The organism is Flavobacterium psychrotolerans, from assembly GCF_003097635.1.
Lineage (GTDB): Bacteria > Bacteroidota > Bacteroidia > Flavobacteriales > Flavobacteriaceae > Flavobacterium > Flavobacterium psychrotolerans.
Map to the genome: position 1 here is coordinate 59,215 of NZ_QCZI01000001.1, position 22,277 is coordinate 81,491.

15 protein-coding genes are annotated in these 22,277 nt (G+C 35.3%); 10 read left to right on the forward strand and 5 right to left on the reverse strand.

The features are described from left to right. Positions 1-50 precede the first annotated feature (50 nt). The 4 genes from asnB to DB895_RS00280 form a co-directional block, all read right to left on the reverse strand. Positions 51-1,727, reverse strand: a complete 1,677-nt coding sequence (asnB, locus tag DB895_RS00265) for an asparagine synthase B (RefSeq protein WP_116723342.1) — start codon at positions 1,725-1,727, stop codon at positions 51-53. Between the two features lie 198 nt (positions 1,728-1,925). Further along, the gene (locus DB895_RS00270; protein ID WP_116723343.1) at positions 1,926-2,375 is read right to left on the reverse strand and encodes a hypothetical protein; all 450 of its coding nucleotides are present in this window, start codon (positions 2,373-2,375) and stop codon (positions 1,926-1,928) included. Between the two features lie 137 nt (positions 2,376-2,512). Then, positions 2,513-4,273, reverse strand: coding sequence for a TonB-dependent receptor (locus tag DB895_RS00275; RefSeq protein WP_116723344.1), 1,761 nt, complete (start codon positions 4,271-4,273; stop codon positions 2,513-2,515). Positions 4,274-4,384: 111 nt separating this feature from the next. After that, positions 4,385-7,399, reverse strand: a complete 3,015-nt coding sequence (locus DB895_RS00280; protein WP_116723641.1) for a tetratricopeptide repeat protein — start codon at positions 7,397-7,399, stop codon at positions 4,385-4,387. Positions 7,400-7,570: 171 nt separating this feature from the next. Between DB895_RS00280 and DB895_RS00285 the strand changes: the two genes are divergently transcribed. The 8 genes from DB895_RS00285 (at position 7,571) to scpA (ending at position 15,818) form a co-directional block, all read left to right on the forward strand. Continuing rightward, entirely contained in the window at positions 7,571-8,257 is a 687-nt protein-coding gene (locus DB895_RS00285) for a cell division ATP-binding protein FtsE (RefSeq protein ID WP_116723345.1), read from the forward strand. Further along, positions 8,257-9,162 (forward strand): glycosyltransferase family 2 protein, encoded by a 906-nt coding sequence (locus DB895_RS00290; protein WP_116723346.1) that lies wholly within the window; start codon positions 8,257-8,259, stop codon positions 9,160-9,162. The genes DB895_RS00285 and DB895_RS00290 overlap by 1 nt, the downstream gene beginning before the upstream one ends. Beyond that, positions 9,146-9,895: a methyltransferase domain-containing protein gene (locus DB895_RS00295; protein ID WP_116723347.1), complete on the forward strand. Its 750-nt coding sequence runs from the start codon at positions 9,146-9,148 to the stop codon at positions 9,893-9,895. The genes DB895_RS00290 and DB895_RS00295 overlap by 17 nt, the downstream gene beginning before the upstream one ends. Next, complete coding sequence (locus DB895_RS00300; RefSeq protein ID WP_116723348.1) at positions 9,896-10,822, forward strand: glycosyltransferase family 2 protein; 927 nt, start codon at positions 9,896-9,898, stop codon at positions 10,820-10,822. A 409-nt stretch (positions 10,823-11,231) separates the two neighbouring features. Beyond that, on the forward strand, positions 11,232-11,840 hold the full coding sequence (udk, locus tag DB895_RS00305) for a uridine kinase (protein WP_116723349.1): 609 nt from the start codon (positions 11,232-11,234) through the stop codon (positions 11,838-11,840). 15 nt (positions 11,841-11,855) lie between these two features. Next, positions 11,856-12,179: an FtsB family cell division protein gene (locus DB895_RS00310; RefSeq protein WP_208012104.1), complete on the forward strand. Its 324-nt coding sequence runs from the start codon at positions 11,856-11,858 to the stop codon at positions 12,177-12,179. 107 nt (positions 12,180-12,286) lie between these two features. Next, positions 12,287-13,651, forward strand: a complete 1,365-nt coding sequence (locus DB895_RS00315) for a methylmalonyl-CoA mutase subunit beta (protein WP_116723351.1) — start codon at positions 12,287-12,289, stop codon at positions 13,649-13,651. 10 nt (positions 13,652-13,661) lie between these two features. Beyond that, positions 13,662-15,818, forward strand: coding sequence for a methylmalonyl-CoA mutase (scpA, locus tag DB895_RS00320; RefSeq protein WP_116723352.1), 2,157 nt, complete (start codon positions 13,662-13,664; stop codon positions 15,816-15,818). A gap of 51 nt (positions 15,819-15,869) precedes the next feature. Here scpA and DB895_RS00325 read toward each other — a convergent pair whose 3' ends face one another. Further along, positions 15,870-18,395: a DUF7619 domain-containing protein gene (locus DB895_RS00325; RefSeq protein WP_116723353.1), complete on the reverse strand. Its 2,526-nt coding sequence runs from the start codon at positions 18,393-18,395 to the stop codon at positions 15,870-15,872. A 217-nt stretch (positions 18,396-18,612) separates the two neighbouring features. On the opposite strand from DB895_RS00325, the gene DB895_RS00330 reads away from it, so the two are divergent. Continuing rightward, complete coding sequence (locus DB895_RS00330; protein WP_116723354.1) at positions 18,613-19,740, forward strand: methionine aminotransferase; 1,128 nt, start codon at positions 18,613-18,615, stop codon at positions 19,738-19,740. Between the two features lie 172 nt (positions 19,741-19,912). Beyond that, positions 19,913-22,261 (forward strand): right-handed parallel beta-helix repeat-containing protein, encoded by a 2,349-nt coding sequence (locus DB895_RS00335; RefSeq protein ID WP_166426908.1) that lies wholly within the window; start codon positions 19,913-19,915, stop codon positions 22,259-22,261. The last annotated feature ends 16 nt before the right edge of the window (positions 22,262-22,277 follow it).

Here is a 22,277-nt window from a genome sequence, read left to right on the forward strand (position 1 = left end):
TGAAAATTCAACGCTTTAAAATTACAATAATTTATGTAAACCAAATGGTTTTATCCTTTTATATATGAATCCTCATGAACATTAGCAACTGCTCTTCCTGAAGGATCATTCATGTTTTTGAATGCCTCATCCCATTCTAATGCAATTTTTGTACTACAGGCCACGCTTGCTTCCTGTGGTACACATAAAGCAGCAGCATCACTTGGGAAATGTTCGTTAAAAATAGAACGATAGTAATACTCCTCTTTAGATGTTGGCGTTTGTAAAGGGAATTTATACTTCGCATTTGCCAATTGTTCATCCGAAACTTCAACAGCCACTACTTCTTTTAAAGTGTCAATCCAACTGTACCCCACTCCATCACTAAATTGTTCTTTTTGTCTCCAGGCAACACTTGCCGGCAACATATCTTCAAAAGCTTTACGAACCACCCATTTTTCCATTGGATGTTCCTTATTAATCATTTTATCTTGTGGGTTAATTCTCATCGCCACATCCATAAATTCTTTATCTAAAAACGGTACACGACCTTCAATTCCCCAAGCCGCTAAACTTTTGTTGGCACGCAAACAATCGTACATGTGCAATTTTCCTAATTTACGAACGTTTTCTTCATGAAATTCTCTAGCGTTTGGCGCTTTGTGAAAATACAAATATCCTCCAAACAACTCATCAGCACCTTCACCTGACAACACCATTTTGATTCCCATAGATTTAATAACTCTGGCCATTAACCACATAGGTGTTGATGCTCTAATCGTTGTTACATCATAGGTTTCCAAGTTATAAATCACATCACGAACTGCATCTAAACCTTCTTGAATGGTAAATTTAATTTCATGGTGAATGGTTCCAATATGATCTGCTACAATACGTGCCGCAGCTAAATCTGGAGAACCTTCCAATCCTACTGAAAATGAGTGTAGTTGTGGATACCAAGCATCGGCAACATCACCGGATTCAATACGTTTTTGTGCATATTTTTTGGCCACAGCCGAAGTAATAGACGAATCTAACCCTCCAGAAAGCAATACTCCATAAGGCACATCACTCATCAATTGTCTGTGAACCGCAGCTTCTAAAGCTACTTTAATTTCGTCAATGCTGGTTACGTTGTCTTTTACCGCATCATAATCAACCCATTCTCTTTTGTACCACTGCACAAATTCTCCGTCTTTGCTGGACATATAATGTCCTGGAGGAAATAATTGGATTTTGGTGCAATAACCTTCTAAAGCTTTCAATTCTGAAGCTACATAAAAAGTACCGTTTTGATCCCAACCAATATACAATGGAATGATTCCCATGTGATCACGAGCCACAAAATACTCGTCTTTTTCGACATCATAAATGGCGAATCCAAAAATACCGTTCATTTCATCTATAAAATGAACCCCTTTTTCTTTGTAAAGTGCCAAAATAACTTCGCAGTCGCTTTCGGTTTGGAATTTATATTTACCCTCAAATTGTTTACGTAATTCTCTGTGGTTGTAAATTTCGCCATTGGCAGCCAAAACAAGGTTTTTATCTTCGCTAAATAAAGGTTGTTTCCCTGAAGCTGGATCAACAATAGCCAAACGTTCGTGAGACATAATTGCTTTATCATTACTAAAAATACCGCTCCAATCCGGTCCACGGTGACGAATGATTTTAGACATTTCCAATACTTGTGGTCTTAAAACTTCTGCTTTTTGTTTTAGATCAAAGGCACATACTATTCCGCACATAATTCTATATTTTAATTGATTGTTTCTAATTGTGGAGCAAAGGTGCGATTTAAGTTGTCATTTACAAACATAAATCTACGTATTGATTGTAAATTATAACTAATAAATTAATTTTACTGAAAATATGAAATGAATAATTCGAGAAATTAGTATTTAAAGTTAGAGATTGTAAAAACATTGAAAAACAACTATCTCATATTAACAAATGCTTTCCACCAAATACTTCGTCCCATTAATCTCAAACGAAAAACCCACCTCATTTCCCATTAATTTACTGCCTAAAGGCGATTGCGGAGAAACTGCAAAAACAGTCTTGTTTTCAACTGTTATTTTGGGTAAGGCGGTAGCAATAAAAAGCAACATGCCGTTTGCTTGAACCAAACCTCCAAGTGCTATTTTACTGGAAACGATAGTGATGTCAATTTTATCGAGAATGGCTTTTTGTTCCAGTATCTCTGCTAATTTACGGTTGAGTTTTTCCTGTTCAATATGCATCATCGATAAAGCCGTTTCATGCTTGTCTCCGGCAGAACCTTTGGCATCGTTTTTTGAATCTTCCGTTAAAGCCGAAATCATGTCTCTGAAAACATCAATTTTGTCTTGAACTTGCTGTATGTAATGATGGTATATTTTTTGTTTTAGAGTCATATTTTTTTTGCCACTAAGGCGCTATGCCACAAAGAGTATTAATAAAGATGGTATAAAAGTGACATCGTAACTCAGAAACAAGATTCACAAGAATATTAAAAAAACTTTGTGGCCTAGTGTCTTAGTGGCAAATATATTTAAAAATCGAATTTATAATTGCCACCCAGCATTACTTGAAAGGATTGCACTGGAGTATTCAACCATTTTTGATAGGCTTGATTTGCGATATTATTGAATCTCAAAAAAGCAGTAAATCGCTTATTGTATTTGTAGCCGAGATGTGCATTGGCATCAAAATAACTGTCTAAGGTTTTGGTGTTATCTGAAGCAATTAAAGGCATAATACTTAAATTCACTTGTTGATCTTTTCTTTCACCTACAAAAAACAAATCGGTACCAGCATACCATTCATCAGTAAAATTGACCTGAAGATTGGCTCCTAATTTTATGGTGGGTAAATTCCAGGCTTCTTGTAGGTTGGCAGTAGAAAAAGAACTAAAAGTTCCGTTTATTCCGAAAGAAACATTTTTAGAAAAATCTCCTTTCAATTCTCCGAAAAGGTTTGCTGTTTTTATGTCATCATAGACAACTCCAAAGGAATTCCCGTATCTATATTCGTCCTGAACAAGGATTGTGTCGCTGTATGGATTGCTTAAAAATAAGCCTTTGTTTTTTTCGCTAACATAGGAACCTTTCACGTTATAACTGATATAATTGGATAATTTTCCTTTTAACCCTGCAAAAAGATCGTATTGTCTGTCTGTAGGCGTCACAAATATATTGGGTGACAAAAAGGGATTTTCATTAGCAAAATCCCTATAGGAATTCTGATCTAAACCACCTTCAGCTCCAGCATAAAAAACCATCAAATCACCAACAACTTTAAGTGAAGCATTTATTTTTGGATAAAAAAACAATTGACTGTTGCTGTGTTTCAGATCTGAACTATAAAAAACGGAGGCACCAAAATTTACGGACCAGTCGTCTTTTTTCATCATAAAACTAGGATGAATTCCAAAATTCACATAACCATAATCTGCTGGAGTACTGCCTGAAAGATCTTTTGCAAAAGTTCCCCCAACATAGTCTACAATCAAATTGGTTTTTATTGTTTCTTCTTCTACATCAAACTGGAATGAAGGTTTTGCAATTACCCGGTTTTCAACCGAACTGTATCCGTCCCAAAAACGATCGTATTTCAATGCAATTTCTTTAAAAACACTTTCGCTAAAATTAACTTTTCCACCCAAGTAAAAGTCATTATAGGTTTGTCCTTTATCAATTCCATCATAAATAGTTGTTCTAACTTCTGGCGTTAATAAGGAACCATAATCAGATGGTAAACCGTACCAATGGTATTTTTGGATTTGATACCCTAAATCGGTATTCCAAGAATAATCACTTTTTTTACTTCCATAAGTCAAATCTATTCCCGTGTTTAAATAATTATCTTTTACTGGAACTCCTGAAATTCCTCCTCTAGAAGACAAATGTTTTACCATGGCGGATATATAATCATTATCACCTATATTTTCAGTAATATACAGTTCGGCAAAGGCGGTTAAATAATTCCCTAAACCTCCTGTGAAATAATTTTTATATAGGGTTTCTTCCGCTGCTTTATCGACTCCTGCTGCTTTCCCCTTTGATGGTGCAAATGTTGAAGCTACAGGAAAAGAGAAAATGGAGTACTTGATATTTTCTTTTTTAGTATTGTCTTCGTCTTCTAAATTCGGGGTTTCCTTAACTTTAAAAGCATCAGAAATAGTTGGCGTATAAGGTTTAACTACATTGACTACTTCAGTCCCTATATTCTCATCTTTCTTTTGAGCCAAAACCGTTTGGAAACTGGCAAGAAATAAAAGAACAGCAGTTGTATATTCAATTTTGATTTTCATGGTTTATTTTTTTTAGAAGTTCGAGACAAGAACCAAAACTGTATTAAATTATTTTTTAACTAATTAGTTAGCTATGTTTCCTTTCTCTTTATTCTATTATCTTTTCTCTAATTAATTCTGAATCGATGAATTAGTAGTAGCTTCTTGTACTTTAATTGTATCTAATTGTTTTTGAGCATCTTCAACAACATCAGGGAAATTGGTGAAATTTTTAATGACACTGTCTAAAATATAAGTCGCCTGAAAACTATCTTTCAATCCATAAAAGTTTTTTGCCATCACTACCAATCCCTTCGCTCCAAAATATTTATACCCCGAATAATCTTTGGTTAGTTTTTGAACAGCGGCATTTGAAGCTTCAAATTTTCCATCTATATTTTTAAAATAGGCATCATAATATAACGCTTCCGCAGCTAATTCTCCTTTGGCAATAGTCAGCAATTTGGCATACGCAGCTCTCGCTTTTGGCTCATCATTTGTTTGTATTGCAGAACGAGCCACAATGATTTGTGCATCTGATTTGACCTTATCATCCATTTTAGGATTCCCCAAAACTTTTTCAGCATACACTACTGCATTCGGATAATCCTTTTGTTCGTAGTACGTTTTCATCAAATTGGATTGGGCAAAAGTGACGTTTTGAGGAAAATCAGCTTCAGTTTCCAATCGTTTTAATATGATTATTGATTTTGCCGCTTCTTTCTTTTTTAAATAAATCTGTGCTAACCGTGATAACGATTGTTCAGTAAATTCATTTCTGGATAAAGCTATTACATATTCATAATTAGGAATCGCATTGGTTTCCAGTCCATCTGAAAAATAAGATTGTGCTAAATAAAAATTCGCTTTTAATGCATGGATCCCATTCGGAAATTTAATCACATAATTACTCAGTGAAGCTATAGATTGTTTCGTGTTATTTTGCAAATATTGTTTTTCTGCCCCTTCATAAGTGTCATTATCCAGTTCGGCATCTGAAACTTCTACAAAATCCAACGTACGAACCCATGTAGCATACTCATCTACTTTTCCGTTATCCACATAAATTAAACGTGCCGTAGCAACTGCTTCTAGAGCTTCGGGACTTTTGGGATATTCCGCAGCAATTTTTTTGAATTTAACTAAAGCCAACGCATCATTTTCGGCATTATAATAAATTAGACCTTGGCGCAAAATCGATTTGGACGCATACAATCCGTTTTTGAATTCGCTAATCAACTGGTCATAAGTCTTAATGGCTAAATCGGTTTTCTTTTCTACGACATAAGTACTTCCTAACTCAAACAATGCATCGTCACGATACTGTGATTTAGGATAAAGTGTAATGAATTTATTCAAATCCTCAATTTTTTTGTCATTTTTAGATACAAATCCATAACTAATTGCTTTTTGAAAAGCAGCGTAATCAGCATCTACGCTTTTTAGTTCAATGACTTTATTATAAGCATCCATGGCTGGCCAATATTTTGCAGTAACAAAACGACAATCCCCCAAACGCAAATAGGCATCATTCAAACGAATTTTGTCTACCTTATTAATTTCTATCTGACTTTGGAAGTAATTTCCGGCTTGATCATAATCCTTTTGTTTAAAATAACAATATGCAATATTGTAATTTACATTTTTGTTTTCTAATGTATTTTTAGATTCTGGAATAGCAATAAACTGCTTATAAGTTATTAGTGCCTCGTTAAAATTATCAAGAACATATTCCGTCTCTCCTTTCCAGAAAGTTGCCCTGGCTGTAAACTTGGGATCTCTAGGTTCGGCTATAGATTTTTTAAACATAGCCAACGCATCTTTGTAATTTCCGTCAGTATATAATTCCAGCCCTCTGTAAAAAGTAACTTTTTGATAGACTGGTTTATTTGCAAAACTTTTATTTTTTTCCAATACATCTAAAGCACCTTTGTAATTTTTAGACGTGATAAAGGAATTGATTAACAAGGATTCCACTTCGTCTTTGCTTGTCGAATTTGGATATTTCTCAATGAAAGCAGCCAAAACATCCGGAACCGATTGATAGGAGTTTCCTATTTCATAACTCAATTTTGCATAATTTAAATTTGCATCTTCTTGAATTTTCAAATCAAACTGCATTTCCGAAGCATTCTTAAAAGCATTTAAGGCTTGTTGCTTTTTATCGGTATTCATATAACTTTCACCCAAATGGTAATAGGCATTTTGAGCCACAAAGTCATTGCCGTCTATGATTTTATTGAATTGGGAAATGGCATTTTCAAAATCCTTTTGTTCATAATATGCATACCCTAATTGATAAAAATCGGTATTACTCCATCTACCTTTTTTCCCTTTGTAGGTTTTTAGATAAGGTATGGCTTTATCGTATTGTTTTAAATTAAAATAACTCTCGCCAATGATTTTATTCAATTCTGATTTTTCTACAACACTAGATTTCGGCATGGCTACCAATCCTAAATCGATCGCTTTTTGAAAATTTCCCGATTTAAAATTCATATCCGCTTGAAAATAGGACAGTTTTTCTTTATATTTTTCTTCACCTGAAACTTCGTCAAAATATTGTGTCGCTTTTTTATAATCATTATTATCATAAGCCATAAAACCAAGATAATATTTAGCTTGCGAACCAAATTCTTTTGACTTTAACACCTTATTAAAATAAGGAGCAGCTTCTTTTTTCTTGTTGGTTGTGAAATAACTGTAGCCTTTTTGAAAATTAAACCGATCTAAATCGTCATAACTCAACGTATTTTCATCTACTTTATCAAACCATTTTAATGCGTTTGGAAAATTTCCTTGTTGAAAATAATAAAATGCAGCTTCAATATACGCTTGATTCTGTTTTGGACTTGTTGGATAATTCCGAACAAAATTTTCAATTAATTCATCGGCATTGTTTTGGTTGAGATGTATGGCACTACTAGCACTGTAATAAGCGCAATCAGACTGAATATCAGCATTTTTACTAACTTCCATCACCTGATCGAAAATAATTTGTGCTGATTGGTATTGATTGTCTTTATACAAAGAAACGGCTCTATTATAATCCTGTAAATCGTTAGTATAAATGGCCGATTTTTGGGCAGAAACAACTGTCAACTTCATTAAAAAAAGCAGAAAAAATAACCCTGAAAATTTTCGCATCATTGTTTTATTTATAGATTCAAAAGTATTACTCTGCAGGTGATAACGAAGCAAAACCAATTTTTATTATGAACATTTTTTTAACAATTGGAATTTATCTGTGAATAGTCTTAAAATTTATTTTGAATACCAACGTTATCTTATTACTTTTACCCAATAAACAAAATCAATATGTCTGAACCTATTCTGTTTTTGAGAAACGTAACTATTTATCAAGAAAATAAAGTCATTTTATCAAATATAAACCTCGAAGTAGATCATGGAGAATTTATTTATATCATAGGTAAAACAGGGTCCGGAAAAAGTAGTTTCATGAAAACACTCTATGCTGATTTGCCTTTAACCGAAGGACAAGCAAGTATTGTAGATTATGATTTAGCTACACTGAAAGAAGACAACATTCCGTATTTAAGACGTAAAATTGGAATTGTATTTCAGGATTTCAAATTACTTTCTGACCGAAGTGTTAAAGAAAACATGCTATTCGTCTTGAAAGCGACTGGGTGGACTGACAAAGAAGAAATGCAGGTAAAAATCGACGAAGTTTTAGACAAAGTAGATTTAAAATCGGTTGCCAATCAAATGCCACACCAGCTTTCAGGCGGAGAACAACAGCGCGTAGCCATTGCACGTGCTTTATTAAACGACCCCGAATTAATATTGGCGGATGAACCAACTGGAAATTTAGATCCTAAAACAAGTGTTGAAATAATGGAAGTGTTACGGAAAATTAATGCCAACGGTAAAACGGTAATCATGGCAACTCACGATTATGCCTTGTTGATGAAATATCCATCCAAAACATTGAAATGTGAGGATAATAAAATTTTTGAAGTCGTACAGAGAGCAACAGTATAATGTTATCCATACTTATTCCTACCTATAATTACAATGTTTTTGAGCTGGTTTCAACACTTCATAAGCAGGTTGAAGCAACAGGAATCATTTTTGAAATTATTTGTTTGGATGATGCCTCAAATTTGTTTTTTTTAGAAAACGAAAAAATAAATGGGTTAGAACATTCCAGTTATGAAATATTGGAAACCAATATTGGCAGAAGCAAAATCAGAAATTTATTGGCAAAAAAAGCAAAATACGACTGGTTGCTTTTTCTGGATTCCGATGTTTTCCCTAAAAAAGAAAGTTTTATTTCAGAATATATCCAGCAAATCAATACCGAAGAGAAAATTGTGAATGGCGGTCTGTTATATCAAACTGAAAAACCCGAAAAAAGCAAACTACTTCGTTGGGTTTATGGAAAAAAAAGAGAAGCTTTACCTTATAATACTAGGGAACACAATCCTTATTTATGTTTTTTGACTTTAAATTTTTTAATTCCCAAGGCTGTTTTTGAAAAAGTTTCTTTTAATGAAACGATTCCAAATTTAAGACACGAGGACACCTTATTCTCTTATAATTTGATGCAAAAAAAAATAAAAATAGTTCATATTGACAATCCCATATATCATTATGGACTGGATGATTTTGAAAATGCCATCAAAAAAGAAAATGATTCTTTATTGGCATTAAAACATCTAATCGACAATCGGTTATTGCCAACTGATTACATTCGCATTTCAAAAATATTTTCTAAAATTAAAGATTTAAAACTGATACCTATTTTTTCTTTTTTCCATAAAACAACGCGAATTCCTTTTCTTAAAAATCTATCAAGTACTAATCCTTCCCTATTTCTATTTGATTTATATCGATTGGGATATTTGTGTACCCTTGAAAACAAAAGTAATGTATCAAACAATTAAGAAATTAATTACAAGTATTGTTCCTAGAAAATTGCTCTTTGAACAAGAAGAAAATTTGAGAGGTTTATATGCTTTATTCTATGCGGGAAATTCGCATCAATGTCCTGTATGCAATAAAAATTTAAAAAAATTTATTCCTATATCCAATTATGACTCTTTATGTCCAAGTTGTGGGAGTTTGCAAAGAAACCGAAGATTGTGGTCTCTTTTACTAGCTGAATTTTTAACTCCAAATAGTACTGTTTTAGATTTCTCACCTTCGAGATGTTTGTATCGAAGATTAAAAAAATATCCAAATATCAACTATCTAAGTACTGATTTATCTGGAGATTTTATTGCAGATTATCAGTTTGACATAACCAATCTAAAAATATCCGACAATAGCTTAGATTTAATCATTTGCTATCATATTTTAGAACATATTGTTGATGATATCACAGCAATGAAAGAATTATTTCGAGTAATGAAACCCGGCGCCAAAGCATTAGTTCAAACGCCATTTAAAGAAGGTGCTATTTATGAGGATTTCAGTATCGCATCAGACGAAGAACGCTTAAAGCACTTTGGACAAGAAGATCATGTTCGAATATATTCTGTTTTAGGGTTAAACGATCGATTGGAAAGTTGTGGTTTCAATGTTGAAATCCGAACAAATTTTATTGACGAAAACAAGTTCGGTTTCGATAAAAACGAAACAATTCTTGTGCTTTCCAAACCATTAATTCAAAAATAAATGCCTTTTTTTTCCATCATCATTCCGCTATACAACAAGGAAAACTTTATTGAAAACACTTTAAAAAGTGTCATCAACCAAAGTTTTACTGATTTTGAAATTATTATTGTAAATGATGGTTCTACAGATGCAAGTGAAATAAAAGCAAAGCAGTTTATTGACGCCAGGATTCGATATTTTTCTAAAGAAAATGAGGGTGTTTCCTCAGCGCGAAATTACGGGATTGCCTTGGCGCAATCAGATTATATTTCTTTTATTGATGCTGATGATTATTGGTATCCTAATTTTTTGCAAGAAATGTTTGAGAACATTAATCGATTTTCGAATCAAAAAGTGTTTTCTGCGGCTATAGAAATTGAAACTTCAGCAAAAATTATTGAAGCGCAATATTCCATCAAAAAAACAAGTGATTGCGAGATTGTAAATTACTTCGACGCAAGTGTTAAAACCACTGCAATCTGTACTTCTTGTGCCGTTTTTCACAAAAGTCTTTTTGAGGAAATTGGCAATTTCGACATTAATCTAAAAAGTGGTCAAGACACTGATTTATGGATTAGAATAGGATTAATTTATCCTGTCCTATTTTCATGGAAAATACTTGCCCGCTATGTTCATGACAGCAATAGCCTTTCAAAAAGAAAAGAATATTATAATAAAAAAATGGATTTCTCGAAGTTTACTGATGCCGAAAGAAAAAATCCAGCATTACGAAAATTTTTAGATTTGAACCGGTTTTCCTTTGCCATCAAAAGCAAATTAAATAATGACAAAATTAATTTTGAAAATTTACGAAAAGGTATAGATTTAAAAAATTTGTCCTCAAAAAAAAGAATTTTGCTTAAATTGCCCGCTACTGTCTTAAAAACATTAATTGCTCTCAATCTCCTTTTAATAAAGTTGGGGCTAACCAATTCTGTTTTTAAATAACTTATTCCAGTCACTAATTGCATAAAACAATTTAAATTTAAAGGTTAAGTAATTTTTTACGGTGTTAAATGCAATTTTACATTCCATAAAAAGTGACATTTAAAAATGATTCAGAGTTACATTGGAGATTTTTTATCCAACGCAACAAAATAATTAACTAACAACTTGAATTGATGTTTATTGAATATAATTATGACATTAGCATAAACAACAATACTATTTTTATTAAAAAAGAGCATTCTGTTTTGATAAAATATATGCTTTTTAACCAAAAAAATGTCCCAATGTTGGATTATTCCGTTTTGGTTTGCATAAACTTCCTAACAAATTAAAAACATTTCCGAAAAACAAAATCCACTCCCAATAAAATTCCTATTTTTGTCATTACTAAACATAACACAACAATTGGATGCTAATTATTGGAATTGCAGGAGGAACAGGTAGTGGAAAAACTACTGTGGTTCACCAAATCATGAATGAATTGCCACAAACCGAAGTAGGAATTATCTCCCAAGATTCTTATTATAAAGAGACCCACAATTTGAACTTTGATGAACGAGCATTAATCAATTTTGACCATCCTCGTGCCATCGATTTTGAATTGCTTGTTACACATCTCAAGGAATTGAAGGAAGGAAAAACCGTAAATCAGCCTGTATATTCGTTTTTAAAACACAACCGAACAGATGATACTGTTGCAACGCATCCCAGAAAAGTAATGATTGTGGAAGGTATTTTAATATTGGCAAATCCAGAATTGAGAGATTTGTTTGATGTCAAAATTTTTGTTCATGCCGATTCTGACGAACGTTTAATTCGTCGTTTGAAACGTGATATTGCCGAACGAGGCCGCGACATTGATGAGGTTTTAAACCGTTATCAAACGACACTAAAACCCATGCACCAGCAATTTATTGAGCCGACAAAGGCTTTTGCAGATATTATTATTCCAAATGACAAATACAATACAGTTGCTATTGATGTAGTTCGTGCGGTAATTCATCAGAAGATATTATAATTTATTCCAATTAAAATGGCTAATCCTTATAAAGAAACCGCTTGGTTCAAATTTTTAAGCAATAAATATGTTTGGGCTTTGTTATTTTTTTGTACTTGGATGTTGTTTCTAGACAATTACTCCTATTTTGATCATCAGATTTTAGATAATGAAATCAATGAATTGGAAAACAATAAAAAATACTATGAGGAAGAGATTAAGAAGGACCAGGAAAACATCAAATTGCTTAAAAACCCAGACCAAATAGAAAAATACGCTCGCGAAAAATACTATATGAAAAAAGACAGTGAAGATATTTATATCATTGAATTCGAAGGCGATACTGTCAAGAAAAAATAATTCTTTCCTCAAGTTCTCCAATGAATTGGAGGTAAATTATTAAGTTTTAATTTCCATTTCGGTACCCTCTCCATTGGGATTGCAAGGATGAGAAAAACAATAAACAAATGAAAAAAAATTTATTCCATGAATTTGAACCTGTTTCTTCCAAAAAATGGAAACAGCAAATACAGTTTGAACTTAAAGGGGCCGATTACAATGAAACCTTAATCTGGAATTCGCCCGAAGACATCAAAGTAAAGCCGTTTTATCATGCGGATGAATTCGATAATGGACTGTCTACAAATACAAAAGCTACAGCATTTCAAATTTGCCAAAATATCTTTGTTCATGATTTAGAAAAATCGATTTCAAGAGCTAACGAAAGTATAGAACGTGGTGCGGAAAGCCTTCGTTTCACCATTGAAGACGAAAAAACAGATGTTATAAAACTACTCAATAGTCTTCCTTTAGATAAAATTACCATTTACTTTCATTTATCTTTTATTTCAATCGATTTCGTAAATAAAATTGAAACAATTTCCCAACATAAAAAGGCAACTATCTTTTGCAATCTTGATCCAATAGGGCAATTGGCTAAGGATGGCAATTGGTTCTCAACTGTTGAAAAAGACAATTTCGAAACATTAAATCTCCTTTCCAATACAGTTACTAAAAGTGCCATTCTCAGCATTGATGGTAGTTTGTATCAAAATGCTGGAGCGAATATGGTGCAACAAATTGCCTATTGTCTATCGCATGCCAATGAATATTTCAATAGGATTTCAACAATAAATCAGCCCATTGTTTTTCAAATAGCCGTAGGAACAAATTACTTTTTCGAAATTGCAAAACTTAGAGCATTACGACTATTGTTCCACTTGATTGCGAAAGAATTCAATCCTACTTTTGAATGTCATCTTTTAGTTTCCCCAACAAAACGCAACAAGACACTTTACGATTACAACGTGAATTTATTACGAACCACCACAGAATGCATGTCTGCAATTCTGGGTGGAGCAGATGGCATTGCTAATTTACCTTACGATGCCTTGTATCATAAAGACAATGAATTTGGGGATCGTATTGCGAGAAACCAATTGTTGATTCTCAAAGGTGAAAGCTATTTCGACAAGGTCAATAATCCATCCGACGGAAGTTATTACATCGAAAGTTTGACCCAACAATTAGCCGAAAAATCTTTAGCATTATTCAAAGATATTGAAGCCAATGGCGGTTTCTTAAAGCAGCTCAACAACGGAATTATCAAACGAAAAATTCAGGAGAGTGCCGACAAAGAGCAGGAATTGTTCAACTCTGGAAAAGAAGTCCTTTTAGGGACTAACAAATATCCCAACAAAGACGACAAGATGAAACACGATTTAGAATTGTTTCCTTTCGTAAAAATGAAGCCCAGAAAAGCCCTGATTACACCAATCATAGAAAGACGATTGGCGGAGAAAATAGAGCAGGAACGATTGGAAAAAGAGTAATTCAAAAAAAATGATACGAAAAGACCTCCAACATATAAAACTAGAAAATCCAGGTTCAGTACCCAACCCGAGAGATCTGCTCGAACAAGAGAAACAAACCCAAAACCTGGAACCTTCTTTTCTCACCGCCGAAGGTATTGAAGTGAAACCAACGTATTCCAAAGAAGATGTCAAAAATCTCGAGCATCTTGATTTTGGAGCTGGCTTTGCGCCAAATTTACGCGGGCCATATGCCACAATGTACGTTCGCCGACCTTGGACAATACGCCAGTACGCAGGATTTTCGACTGCCGAGGAAAGCAATGCTTTTTACAGACGAAATCTTGCCGCTGGACAAAAAGGACTTTCCATTGCATTCGATTTACCCACACATCGCGGGTACGATTCTGATCATGAACGCGTGGTTGGCGACGTCGGAAAAGCAGGGGTTGCAATAGACTCTGTTGAAGATATGAAAGTATTGTTTGACCATATTCCTCTCGAAGAAATGTCGGTTTCCATGACAATGAATGGAGCCGTTTTACCTATTATGGCATTCTATATTGTTGCCGCCGAAGAACAAGGCGTAAAACCCGAACAGCTTTCCGGAACCATACAAAATGACATTTTGAAGGAATTTATGGTCCGAAATACCTATATCTATCCTCCGACACCTTCGATGAAAATCATTGCCGATATTTTTGAATTTACCAGCAAGAAAATGCCGAAATTCAATTCGATTTCCATTTCGGGTTATCACATGCAGGAAGCGGGAGCCACTGCCGATATTGAGTTAGCCTATACACTTGCCGATGGATTGGAATACATCCGAACCGGATTGGCAACAGGAATGAAAATCGATGAATTCGCTCCTCGCCTATCGTTTTTCTGGGCCATTGGAATGAACCATTTCATGGAAATTGCCAAAATGCGCGCCGGTAGAATGATTTGGGCAAAACTGGTAAAACAATTCAACCCAAAAGATGATAAATCATTGGCTTTACGCACCCATTGTCAAACATCGGGATGGAGTTTAACCCAACAAGATCCTTTTAATAACGTGGCGCGCACCTGTATTGAAGCGGCCGCTGCGGCTTTTGGCGGTACACAGTCGTTGCACACCAATGCCTTGGATGAAGCGATTGCATTACCTACGGATTTCTCCGCCAGAATCGCGAGAAACACACAAATCTATTTGCAGGAAGAAACCAAAATCACCAAAACGGTCGATCCTTGGGCAGGCAGCTATTATGTGGAAAGTCTGACCAATGAAATTGCCCAAAACGCGTGGAAACTCATCGAGGAAGTTGAAGAACTCGGTGGCATGACCAAAGCAATTGAATCTGGAATTCCAAAACTTCGTATCGAAGAAGCCGCTGCCAGAAAACAAGCACGGATTGATAGCAGTCAGGACATTATCGTCGGTGTCAACAAATACCGATTGGAAAAAGAAGATCCGTTGCAAATTTTGGATGTGGATAACCAAATGGTGCGCAAACAGCAACTCAAACAATTGGAGTACATAAAAGCAACCCGAGATACCAAAAAAGTACTACTTTCACTCAAAAATTTAACCCTTTGTGCCCAAACCGGAGCAGGCAATTTACTGGAACTCGCAGTTGAAGCCGCAAGAAACCGAGCGACTCTCGGCGAAATTAGCGATGCCCTGGAAACCGTTTTCGGAAGATACAAAGCACAAATTAAATCCTTTAGCGGCGTGTACAGTAAAGAAATAAAAGACGACAAAAGCTTTGAACAAGCAAAACAACTAGCCGACGAATTCGCCAAAAAAGAAGGACGCCGCCCTAGAATTATGATTGCCAAAATGGGGCAAGACGGACACGATCGTGGTGCTAAAGTGGTAGCTACCGGTTATGCCGATGTCGGTTTTGATGTAGATATAGGTCCTCTTTTTCAAACACCGGCCGAAGCGGCAAAACAAGCTGTAGAAAACGACGTGCATATCCTTGGGGTTTCTTCCCTTGCTGCAGGACACAAAACACTAGTGCCCCAAGTCATTGAAGAACTCAAAAAATACGGTCGCCAAGATATTATGGTGGTTGTGGGTGGCGTGATTCCGCCACAAGATTACCAGTTTTTGTTTGATGCCGGAGCAGTTGCCGTTTTTGGTCCCGGAACAAAGATCAGCGACGCCGCGATTAAGATATTGGAGATTTTACTGGTTTAATTTATTTATACCTGACAGGTTTTTAAAACCTGTCAGGCATAAAATCTCCATTTACTCCTTTATAAACTTCGCATTTGCGCTTCCTTTATCAGAATTGACCTTGATGAAATAATTCCCGGTTTTTAAACCTGAAACATCTACACTTGAAACTTGTTGCGCATTAGGAATCACTAAAACCAATTGTCCCAAAGTGTTGTAAATGCTAATTGACGTTAACTCTATTTGCTTTTTAATAGCAATGTTTAAAAGGTTTTTTGCGGGATTTGGATAAACGCTCAAATAATTGGCAAACTCAAAATCCTGTGTTCCCAAAGCCTGAAGAATGGAGGTTGTTGCCGTATTGGTTACAATTGGCGCATTGTAATCAAAATAAATGCTGGCCGAATTGCTGAACGAGTCTCCAACCGTTAAACTAGGCATTGTTTTGATTTTAAAAGCGATATATCCGTCATTGTTGGCATCGTCAAAAGGCAAATTGATGTTTTCAAAAATGAATTCTACCTGATTGGTATTTGTGATTCTCGTTGTAAACGAATGGCTTCCGCTTGTGGGAACCAAAGAGCTGATGTCAAATTTTGAAATGTCAATCATATCTTTTACCACAATATTTTGTGCATTTGCAGTTCCTTTATTTTCAAAACGAATCATGTAATGCACTTCTTTACCCACTGCGCTAGGAGCAATGATTGTACCTTCCATACAGGTTTTGTCGTTGGGGTCGAAAGAATTCACAGCAATTTGGTTGAAAGTAAAACTATTGTCCGTTAGGGTTTCGTCCGTTGCTGCACTTATAAGGGTTGCATTGTAGGCCAAAACATCACCGTTATTTACCGCTGGAGTTTCTAAAGGAGAATTCACGTTAACTATTACTGTTATTTCTCTGGTCTCAAACGGTAATAAATTGGCAAAATCCCAAGATAAATTATCTGTGGTTTGGACTGTAGTTAGAGGATTTGCGGAAATCAAATCTAAAACCGCATCATTGAAATTTAGATTTATAGATCCAGATTGGGTTTGATTTCCCTTGTTTTTATAAATGACTTTATACGTGGCATCAAAGCCCGGTATTGCTCTTGTTATTGGCAAAATAGAAACCTCTAAATCAGGATGAACACCATTGGCAGTAACGCAAAAATCTTGGGTAAACGGACTTGCCTGTGTCGGGAAAGTTACTATTGTACTAGTTGGCGAAACATTGAAATAATTTGGGTTTTCTAGAACTGGCGTTATGGTTTGCGTTCCTGCCTGAACCGGAATAGAATAACTTCCTGTTGCATTAGCGATTACACTTCCCGTGTTGGTTCCATCAGTAATGGAAAATTTCAAATTAGCAGCTGGCAAATCTAAAACATCGCAGCCATTGTTGTTGCTGTCATAGCTGTTGTTGCCTTGAATGGTATAAAATGTTCCTCCGGGTGTGAAGGAGCAATAACTGCCCACTACACAATTAGCATAATTATAACTGGAAATTTTCTGAGAGATGGCTGCCAATTCTGATTCGTCTCCACAGATGTATTGGAGTTTCGGGCAGTTAGAAAAATTTCTGCCGTCAAGTTGCAGACTGGATAAGTCCTCAAAAAATGTCAAATCTTCTAAACTCCCGTTTTTGAGACTCACATATTCCAAATTTGGACAATTGGAAATATTAACTCCTTTAAGTTTTTTTAAATTACTTAAGTCAAATGTATGAATAGGGGTGTATCCGATCCATAAATTTTCTAAATTAGGCAGATATGAAAAGTCTATAAACTCTATTGGGTTTTGACCACCTTCCAATTCTATTATATTTGATGAACTAGAAAAATCTATAGTTTTTATTTGATTATTCCAAAATTGAAAAGATGTAAGATTGGGTAAGCCAGTAATATCCAAGGAAGAAAGTTTATTATTACTACAAGACAGACTGTTAAGATTTGGCAAGCCACTTAAATCCAGAGAAGATAATTGATTGTATTCACAACTTAAAGTACCTAAACTTGTTAAACCGATTATATCTATACTGGTGAGCTGGTTATAATAGCAATACAACTGTCTGAGTTTTGTTAAACCACTTAGATTTAAGGACGTAAGTTGGTTGTTGCCAACATACAAATCTAAAAGATTAGTTGAACTGCTCAAATCTATTGATACGAGTTGATTATAATCAAATAGCAAAAATTGGAGATTAATCAAGCCACTAATATTTAAAGAAGTAAGTAGATTGTTGCCACAGGTTAAATAGCTTATTTTTGTCAAACTACTTACATCTAAAGAAGTAAGTTGGTTGTAATCACAAGACAGCTGTTCTAAGTTTATTAAATCGTTTACATTTAATGAAGTAAGTTGATTATTATTGCAAGATAATGCCCGTAGATTTGTAAAACTCGATATTCCTTCCAAGGACGAAATGGAAGACGCCTCTAGAGTTAAAAACTCAACCTGTTGAGCTTCATTAACTTCAACCTCACCGTTGCCATTAGTATCTATCCCGTCCGCTAAAAGTTTTGCCTTAAAATTAGCATCAGGAAATTTGATGATTTGTGCGTTTACACTTGCAAATAGTAATAAAACCAGTACCAAGAAGTATTTTTTTTTCATAGGATGTGTTTTTTGATGTATGTAAATATATGTAAATAGTCGTTGGATTGGGGGTTTTCTGAATAAAGTTTTTTTTGGTTTCATAAATCAACTACAGATTACCATAATCCACTGCGTTGTGCTCGCAATGACGACGGGACGCAATGACCACTAAAAACAAATCCAAAAAATCAATTAAAACCAGTACTTTTATAAATTGAAAAAATAACGTTGGTTTATGAGTAAACTTCCACATCTTGGTACGAGCATTTTTACTATAATGTCGCAATTGGCAAATGAATATCAAGCCATTAACCTATCTCAGGGATTTCCCAACTTTCCTGTGGATGCCCGATTAAAAGCGTTGGTTTCCAAATGGGCGAAAAAAGAAATCCATCAGTATTTACCCATGGCAGGATTTCCGCCATTGTTGGATAAAATTGCCAAACTTACCCAAAATTCCTACCAAAGGAAAGTGAATCCCGCCACCGAAGTATTGGTAACCGCCGGTGCCACCGAAGGGATTTTTGCCGCCATTCAAGCCTTGGTCTATAAAGACGATGAAGTCATTATCTTGGATCCGAGTTACGACAGTTATGAAGCCGCCATTTTATTGTGCGGTGCCAAACCAGTTCGTGTCCCTTTAAAAGATGATTTTACGCCGAATTGGGATGCGATTACAGAAGCAATGAACGGTAAAACCCGAATGATTGTCACCAACAACCCGCACAATCCTACGGGGAAAATCTGGACTTCAACGGATTTTATCCAATTGGAAAACCTGTTGGATTTGTACCCCAATGTCATTTTGCTTTCGGATGAAGTGTATGAATACATCACTTTCGAAAACAAGCACATTTCGGCAAATCAACGTCAAAAATTATGGGAACGAAGCGTAATCGTTTCTTCCTTTGGGAAATCGTTTCACATTACGGGTTGGAAAATCGGGTACCTCATTGCTCCGGAATCTTTGATGATAGAAATTAAAAAAGTACACCAGTTCTTGGTTTTCAGCGTCAACAGCCTTGCCCAATATGCCATTAACGACTATATTGATTTGGTGGAAGTTTCGGAATTGGGATCTTTTTACCAACAAAAAAGGGATTTTTTCAGAACCCTGATGCAGGAAACCAAATTTGAATTGTTTCGTTGCGAAGGTACTTACTTTCAAGTGGCTTCCTATGCCAATTTCTCCGATGAAAATGATTTGGATTTCGCCAAAAGATTGGTCACCGATTATGGAGTGGCAACTATTCCGCTTTCTCCCTTTTATGGGGAAGGGAAAGACGTAAAATGCCTCCGTTTTTGCTTCGCCAAAGACGATGACACTTTGATAAAGGCCACGGAACGATTATTGAAACTGTGATTTTATAAAAAATTAGGATAACACCCTGTTTTTTTTTAAGAAATGTATTTTCATGCAATTAACAACGTTATGAAACTTTACATTTATGGAAAATGTAATATTTGAGAATCGTTGTCAAAACCAAAGAGAGGCAAGTTGTGAAACGATAAATAGAAGAAAAAAAATAAAAATTATGGAAAAATTACTGTTAGGATTATTTCTCAGTTGCGCTGGAATGATAGCTGTACAAGGACAAACTAATGGCACTTCTGAAATTCTTTTGCCCCATAATGAAATCCATTTATCCACTCTAGAAAGCAAAATTCAAGAGGCCGATGCCTACTGGAAAAAGAACAAACTAGATCAGGCGATTCAACATTATCGAATGATTATTGATAAAGAAAACATTCCTGCGGCCTATCAGTCACTTGTTTATTTGCGACTTGCCGAGGCACAGTTTGAGATGAATCTCAAGGATGATTGTCGGCTCACATTATCCAAAATTAAAATGCTGGCGGTTATTCCTGCACATCACAAATTAAAGGTTGAAGAATTAGAAAGAAAATTGGATGGTTTGCTAATAAATCAAAAAACTTCTATTCCTTTCTACAAAAAAACAGTTGCCACTTTTTATGTAAATTCAAACCCTGATAGTGTAAACAAGATTGAAATGCACGGGCAAACTTTCAACTCAATCGAAAAGGCACTTGACGCGGCGAGGTTATTACAAAAAAAAACTAATCTTCCTCAAGGGACTATTGAAATTGTTATTGAAGGTGCTACTTACTCGCTTGATACCTCAATTAGGCTCAATTCAGAAAATACAGGAACACCACAGAATCCTTATATTATCAGATCAGCCTCATCCAGTAAAAAAGTATTGGTGTCTGGCGGGAAAACATTAAAATATTGGCATAAAGAAACAAATCCAGTAATCCTTAGTCGTTTACCCGAAACTTCCAGAAATAAGGTTTGGTATGCTGATTTAAAGGAAAATAATATAAACAGTATTGACAGTCTGGTATTTGGTGGTTTTTCCAGCAAGCGGGCAGAAGGCGGAAACTCCAGTTTCAAGACTTTTCCTGTGCCTGAATTATTCTATGAAGGCAGTCCGCAACGAATGGCGCGATGGCCCAATACTCATGATACTATTGTTTCTTTAAATGAATTTAAAGATGCAAGGACGACAAAATGGGCATTGGATAAAGATGTTTGGTTGCATGGATATTGGAAGTATTTATGGGCAGACGCATACGAGAAACTGAAATCGGTATCGCCGAAAAACTTCCTTATCGAACTACAACCTCCTTTCAATCAATATGGTTTTGGGAAAAGCAAATGGCATGTTGTCAATGCATTATCTGAATTGGATAGTCCTGGAGAATGGTATGTTTCAGTCGAAGATAAGAAAATTTGGTATTTTCCCAATACTAATTTCAAACCTGAGAATTGCACTCTTAGCCTTACCGGTCCAGCATTTCAGGTCGAAAACTGCGATTACCTTACCATTAAAGACCTCGATTTTAGATATATACGTGGTGACGGCTTAGTTTTTACAAATTGTTCTAATTTAACACTGGCGAATTGCTCGGTAAAAGATGCTTCTGGCACTGGGATAAAAATTGAAGGAGGCAATTCTCATCTGGTTCATTCCTGTACAATCGAAAGCATGGGGAGGGGCGGGATTTATGTACAAGCTGGTGATATGCAAACCTTAGTCAGTTCCGGAAGTATTATTGAGAATTGTAAAATAAGCGACCTTTCAAGAATTGACAGAACATATACCCCGGCTATTTTGCTCGAAGGAGTAGGAATCAAAGTCCGAAACTGTTTGTTCTCTGATATTCCGAGCAGTGCAATTCGGCTTGAAGGCAATGAAATGTTGATTGAGATGAATGAATTTACAAAATGTGTTATGGAGTCCGATGACCAAGGGGCCATAGATGTATATGGGAATCCATTGTATAGGGGCAACGTCATCCGGTGGAATTTCTTTCGTGATATAGGTATTCCTAATTTGCATATGGTTTCCGGAATACGATTAGATGACTCCATTTGTGGCTTTGGAATTTATGAAAACCTTTTTTTGAGATCTTCCCATAATCAATTCGGGGGCATACAGATTCATGGAGGGAAAGACAACTTTATTGAGGGCAATATTTTTGCAGATTGTCATGCGGCAATAAGCCAAACCGCTTGGGGAGATGAAGCTTGGCAGAAAACATTAAAACTAGTGAATCGCCCAATGTATAAAGCGATGCACGCATTCGATTGGCAAAGTGAATTGTGGCAAACTCGATATCCCGATTTGAAAAATTTGCTTATTGATTCGGATAGAAACTATGCAAATGATAATCAGGCGATAAACTCGAAATCCTTAATACTCAGAAAATCGTATAAATTTCAGAGCTTTAATGATATAATATTGAAAAGAAGAAGTGAGATTACAACAATTTCGGATTACAAAAAATTTCTATTGCCATGGCATCAAATTCCATTCGATAAAATTGGAATATATGATGCTCAATTTAGAAGCAAATAAAAAAATGGGGATTATA

Excerpts from the sequence above, each read along its gene's own strand:
- asnB (WP_116723342.1), bottom strand. The coding sequence starts at position 1,727 with ATGTGCGGAATAGTATGTGCCTTTGATCTAAAACAAAAAGCAGAAGTT.
- DB895_RS00270 (WP_116723343.1), bottom strand. The coding sequence starts at position 2,375 with ATGACTCTAAAACAAAAAATATACCATCATTACATACAGCAAGTTCAA.
- DB895_RS00275 (WP_116723344.1), bottom strand. The coding sequence starts at position 4,273 with ATGAAAATCAAAATTGAATATACAACTGCTGTTCTTTTATTTCTTGCC.
- DB895_RS00280 (WP_116723641.1), bottom strand. The coding sequence starts at position 7,399 with ATGCGAAAATTTTCAGGGTTATTTTTTCTGCTTTTTTTAATGAAGTTG.
- DB895_RS00285 (WP_116723345.1), top strand. The coding sequence starts at position 7,571 with ATGTCTGAACCTATTCTGTTTTTGAGAAACGTAACTATTTATCAAGAA.
- DB895_RS00290 (WP_116723346.1), top strand. The coding sequence starts at position 8,257 with ATGTTATCCATACTTATTCCTACCTATAATTACAATGTTTTTGAGCTG.
- DB895_RS00295 (WP_116723347.1), top strand. The coding sequence starts at position 9,146 with ATGTATCAAACAATTAAGAAATTAATTACAAGTATTGTTCCTAGAAAA.
- DB895_RS00300 (WP_116723348.1), top strand. The coding sequence starts at position 9,896 with ATGCCTTTTTTTTCCATCATCATTCCGCTATACAACAAGGAAAACTTT.
- udk (WP_116723349.1), top strand. The coding sequence starts at position 11,232 with ATGCTAATTATTGGAATTGCAGGAGGAACAGGTAGTGGAAAAACTACT.
- DB895_RS00310 (WP_208012104.1), top strand. The coding sequence starts at position 11,856 with ATGGCTAATCCTTATAAAGAAACCGCTTGGTTCAAATTTTTAAGCAAT.
- DB895_RS00315 (WP_116723351.1), top strand. The coding sequence starts at position 12,287 with ATGAAAAAAAATTTATTCCATGAATTTGAACCTGTTTCTTCCAAAAAA.
- scpA (WP_116723352.1), top strand. The coding sequence starts at position 13,662 with ATGATACGAAAAGACCTCCAACATATAAAACTAGAAAATCCAGGTTCA.
- DB895_RS00325 (WP_116723353.1), bottom strand. The coding sequence starts at position 18,395 with ATGAAAAAAAAATACTTCTTGGTACTGGTTTTATTACTATTTGCAAGT.
- DB895_RS00330 (WP_116723354.1), top strand. The coding sequence starts at position 18,613 with ATGAGTAAACTTCCACATCTTGGTACGAGCATTTTTACTATAATGTCG.
- DB895_RS00335 (WP_166426908.1), top strand. The coding sequence starts at position 19,913 with ATGGAAAAATTACTGTTAGGATTATTTCTCAGTTGCGCTGGAATGATA.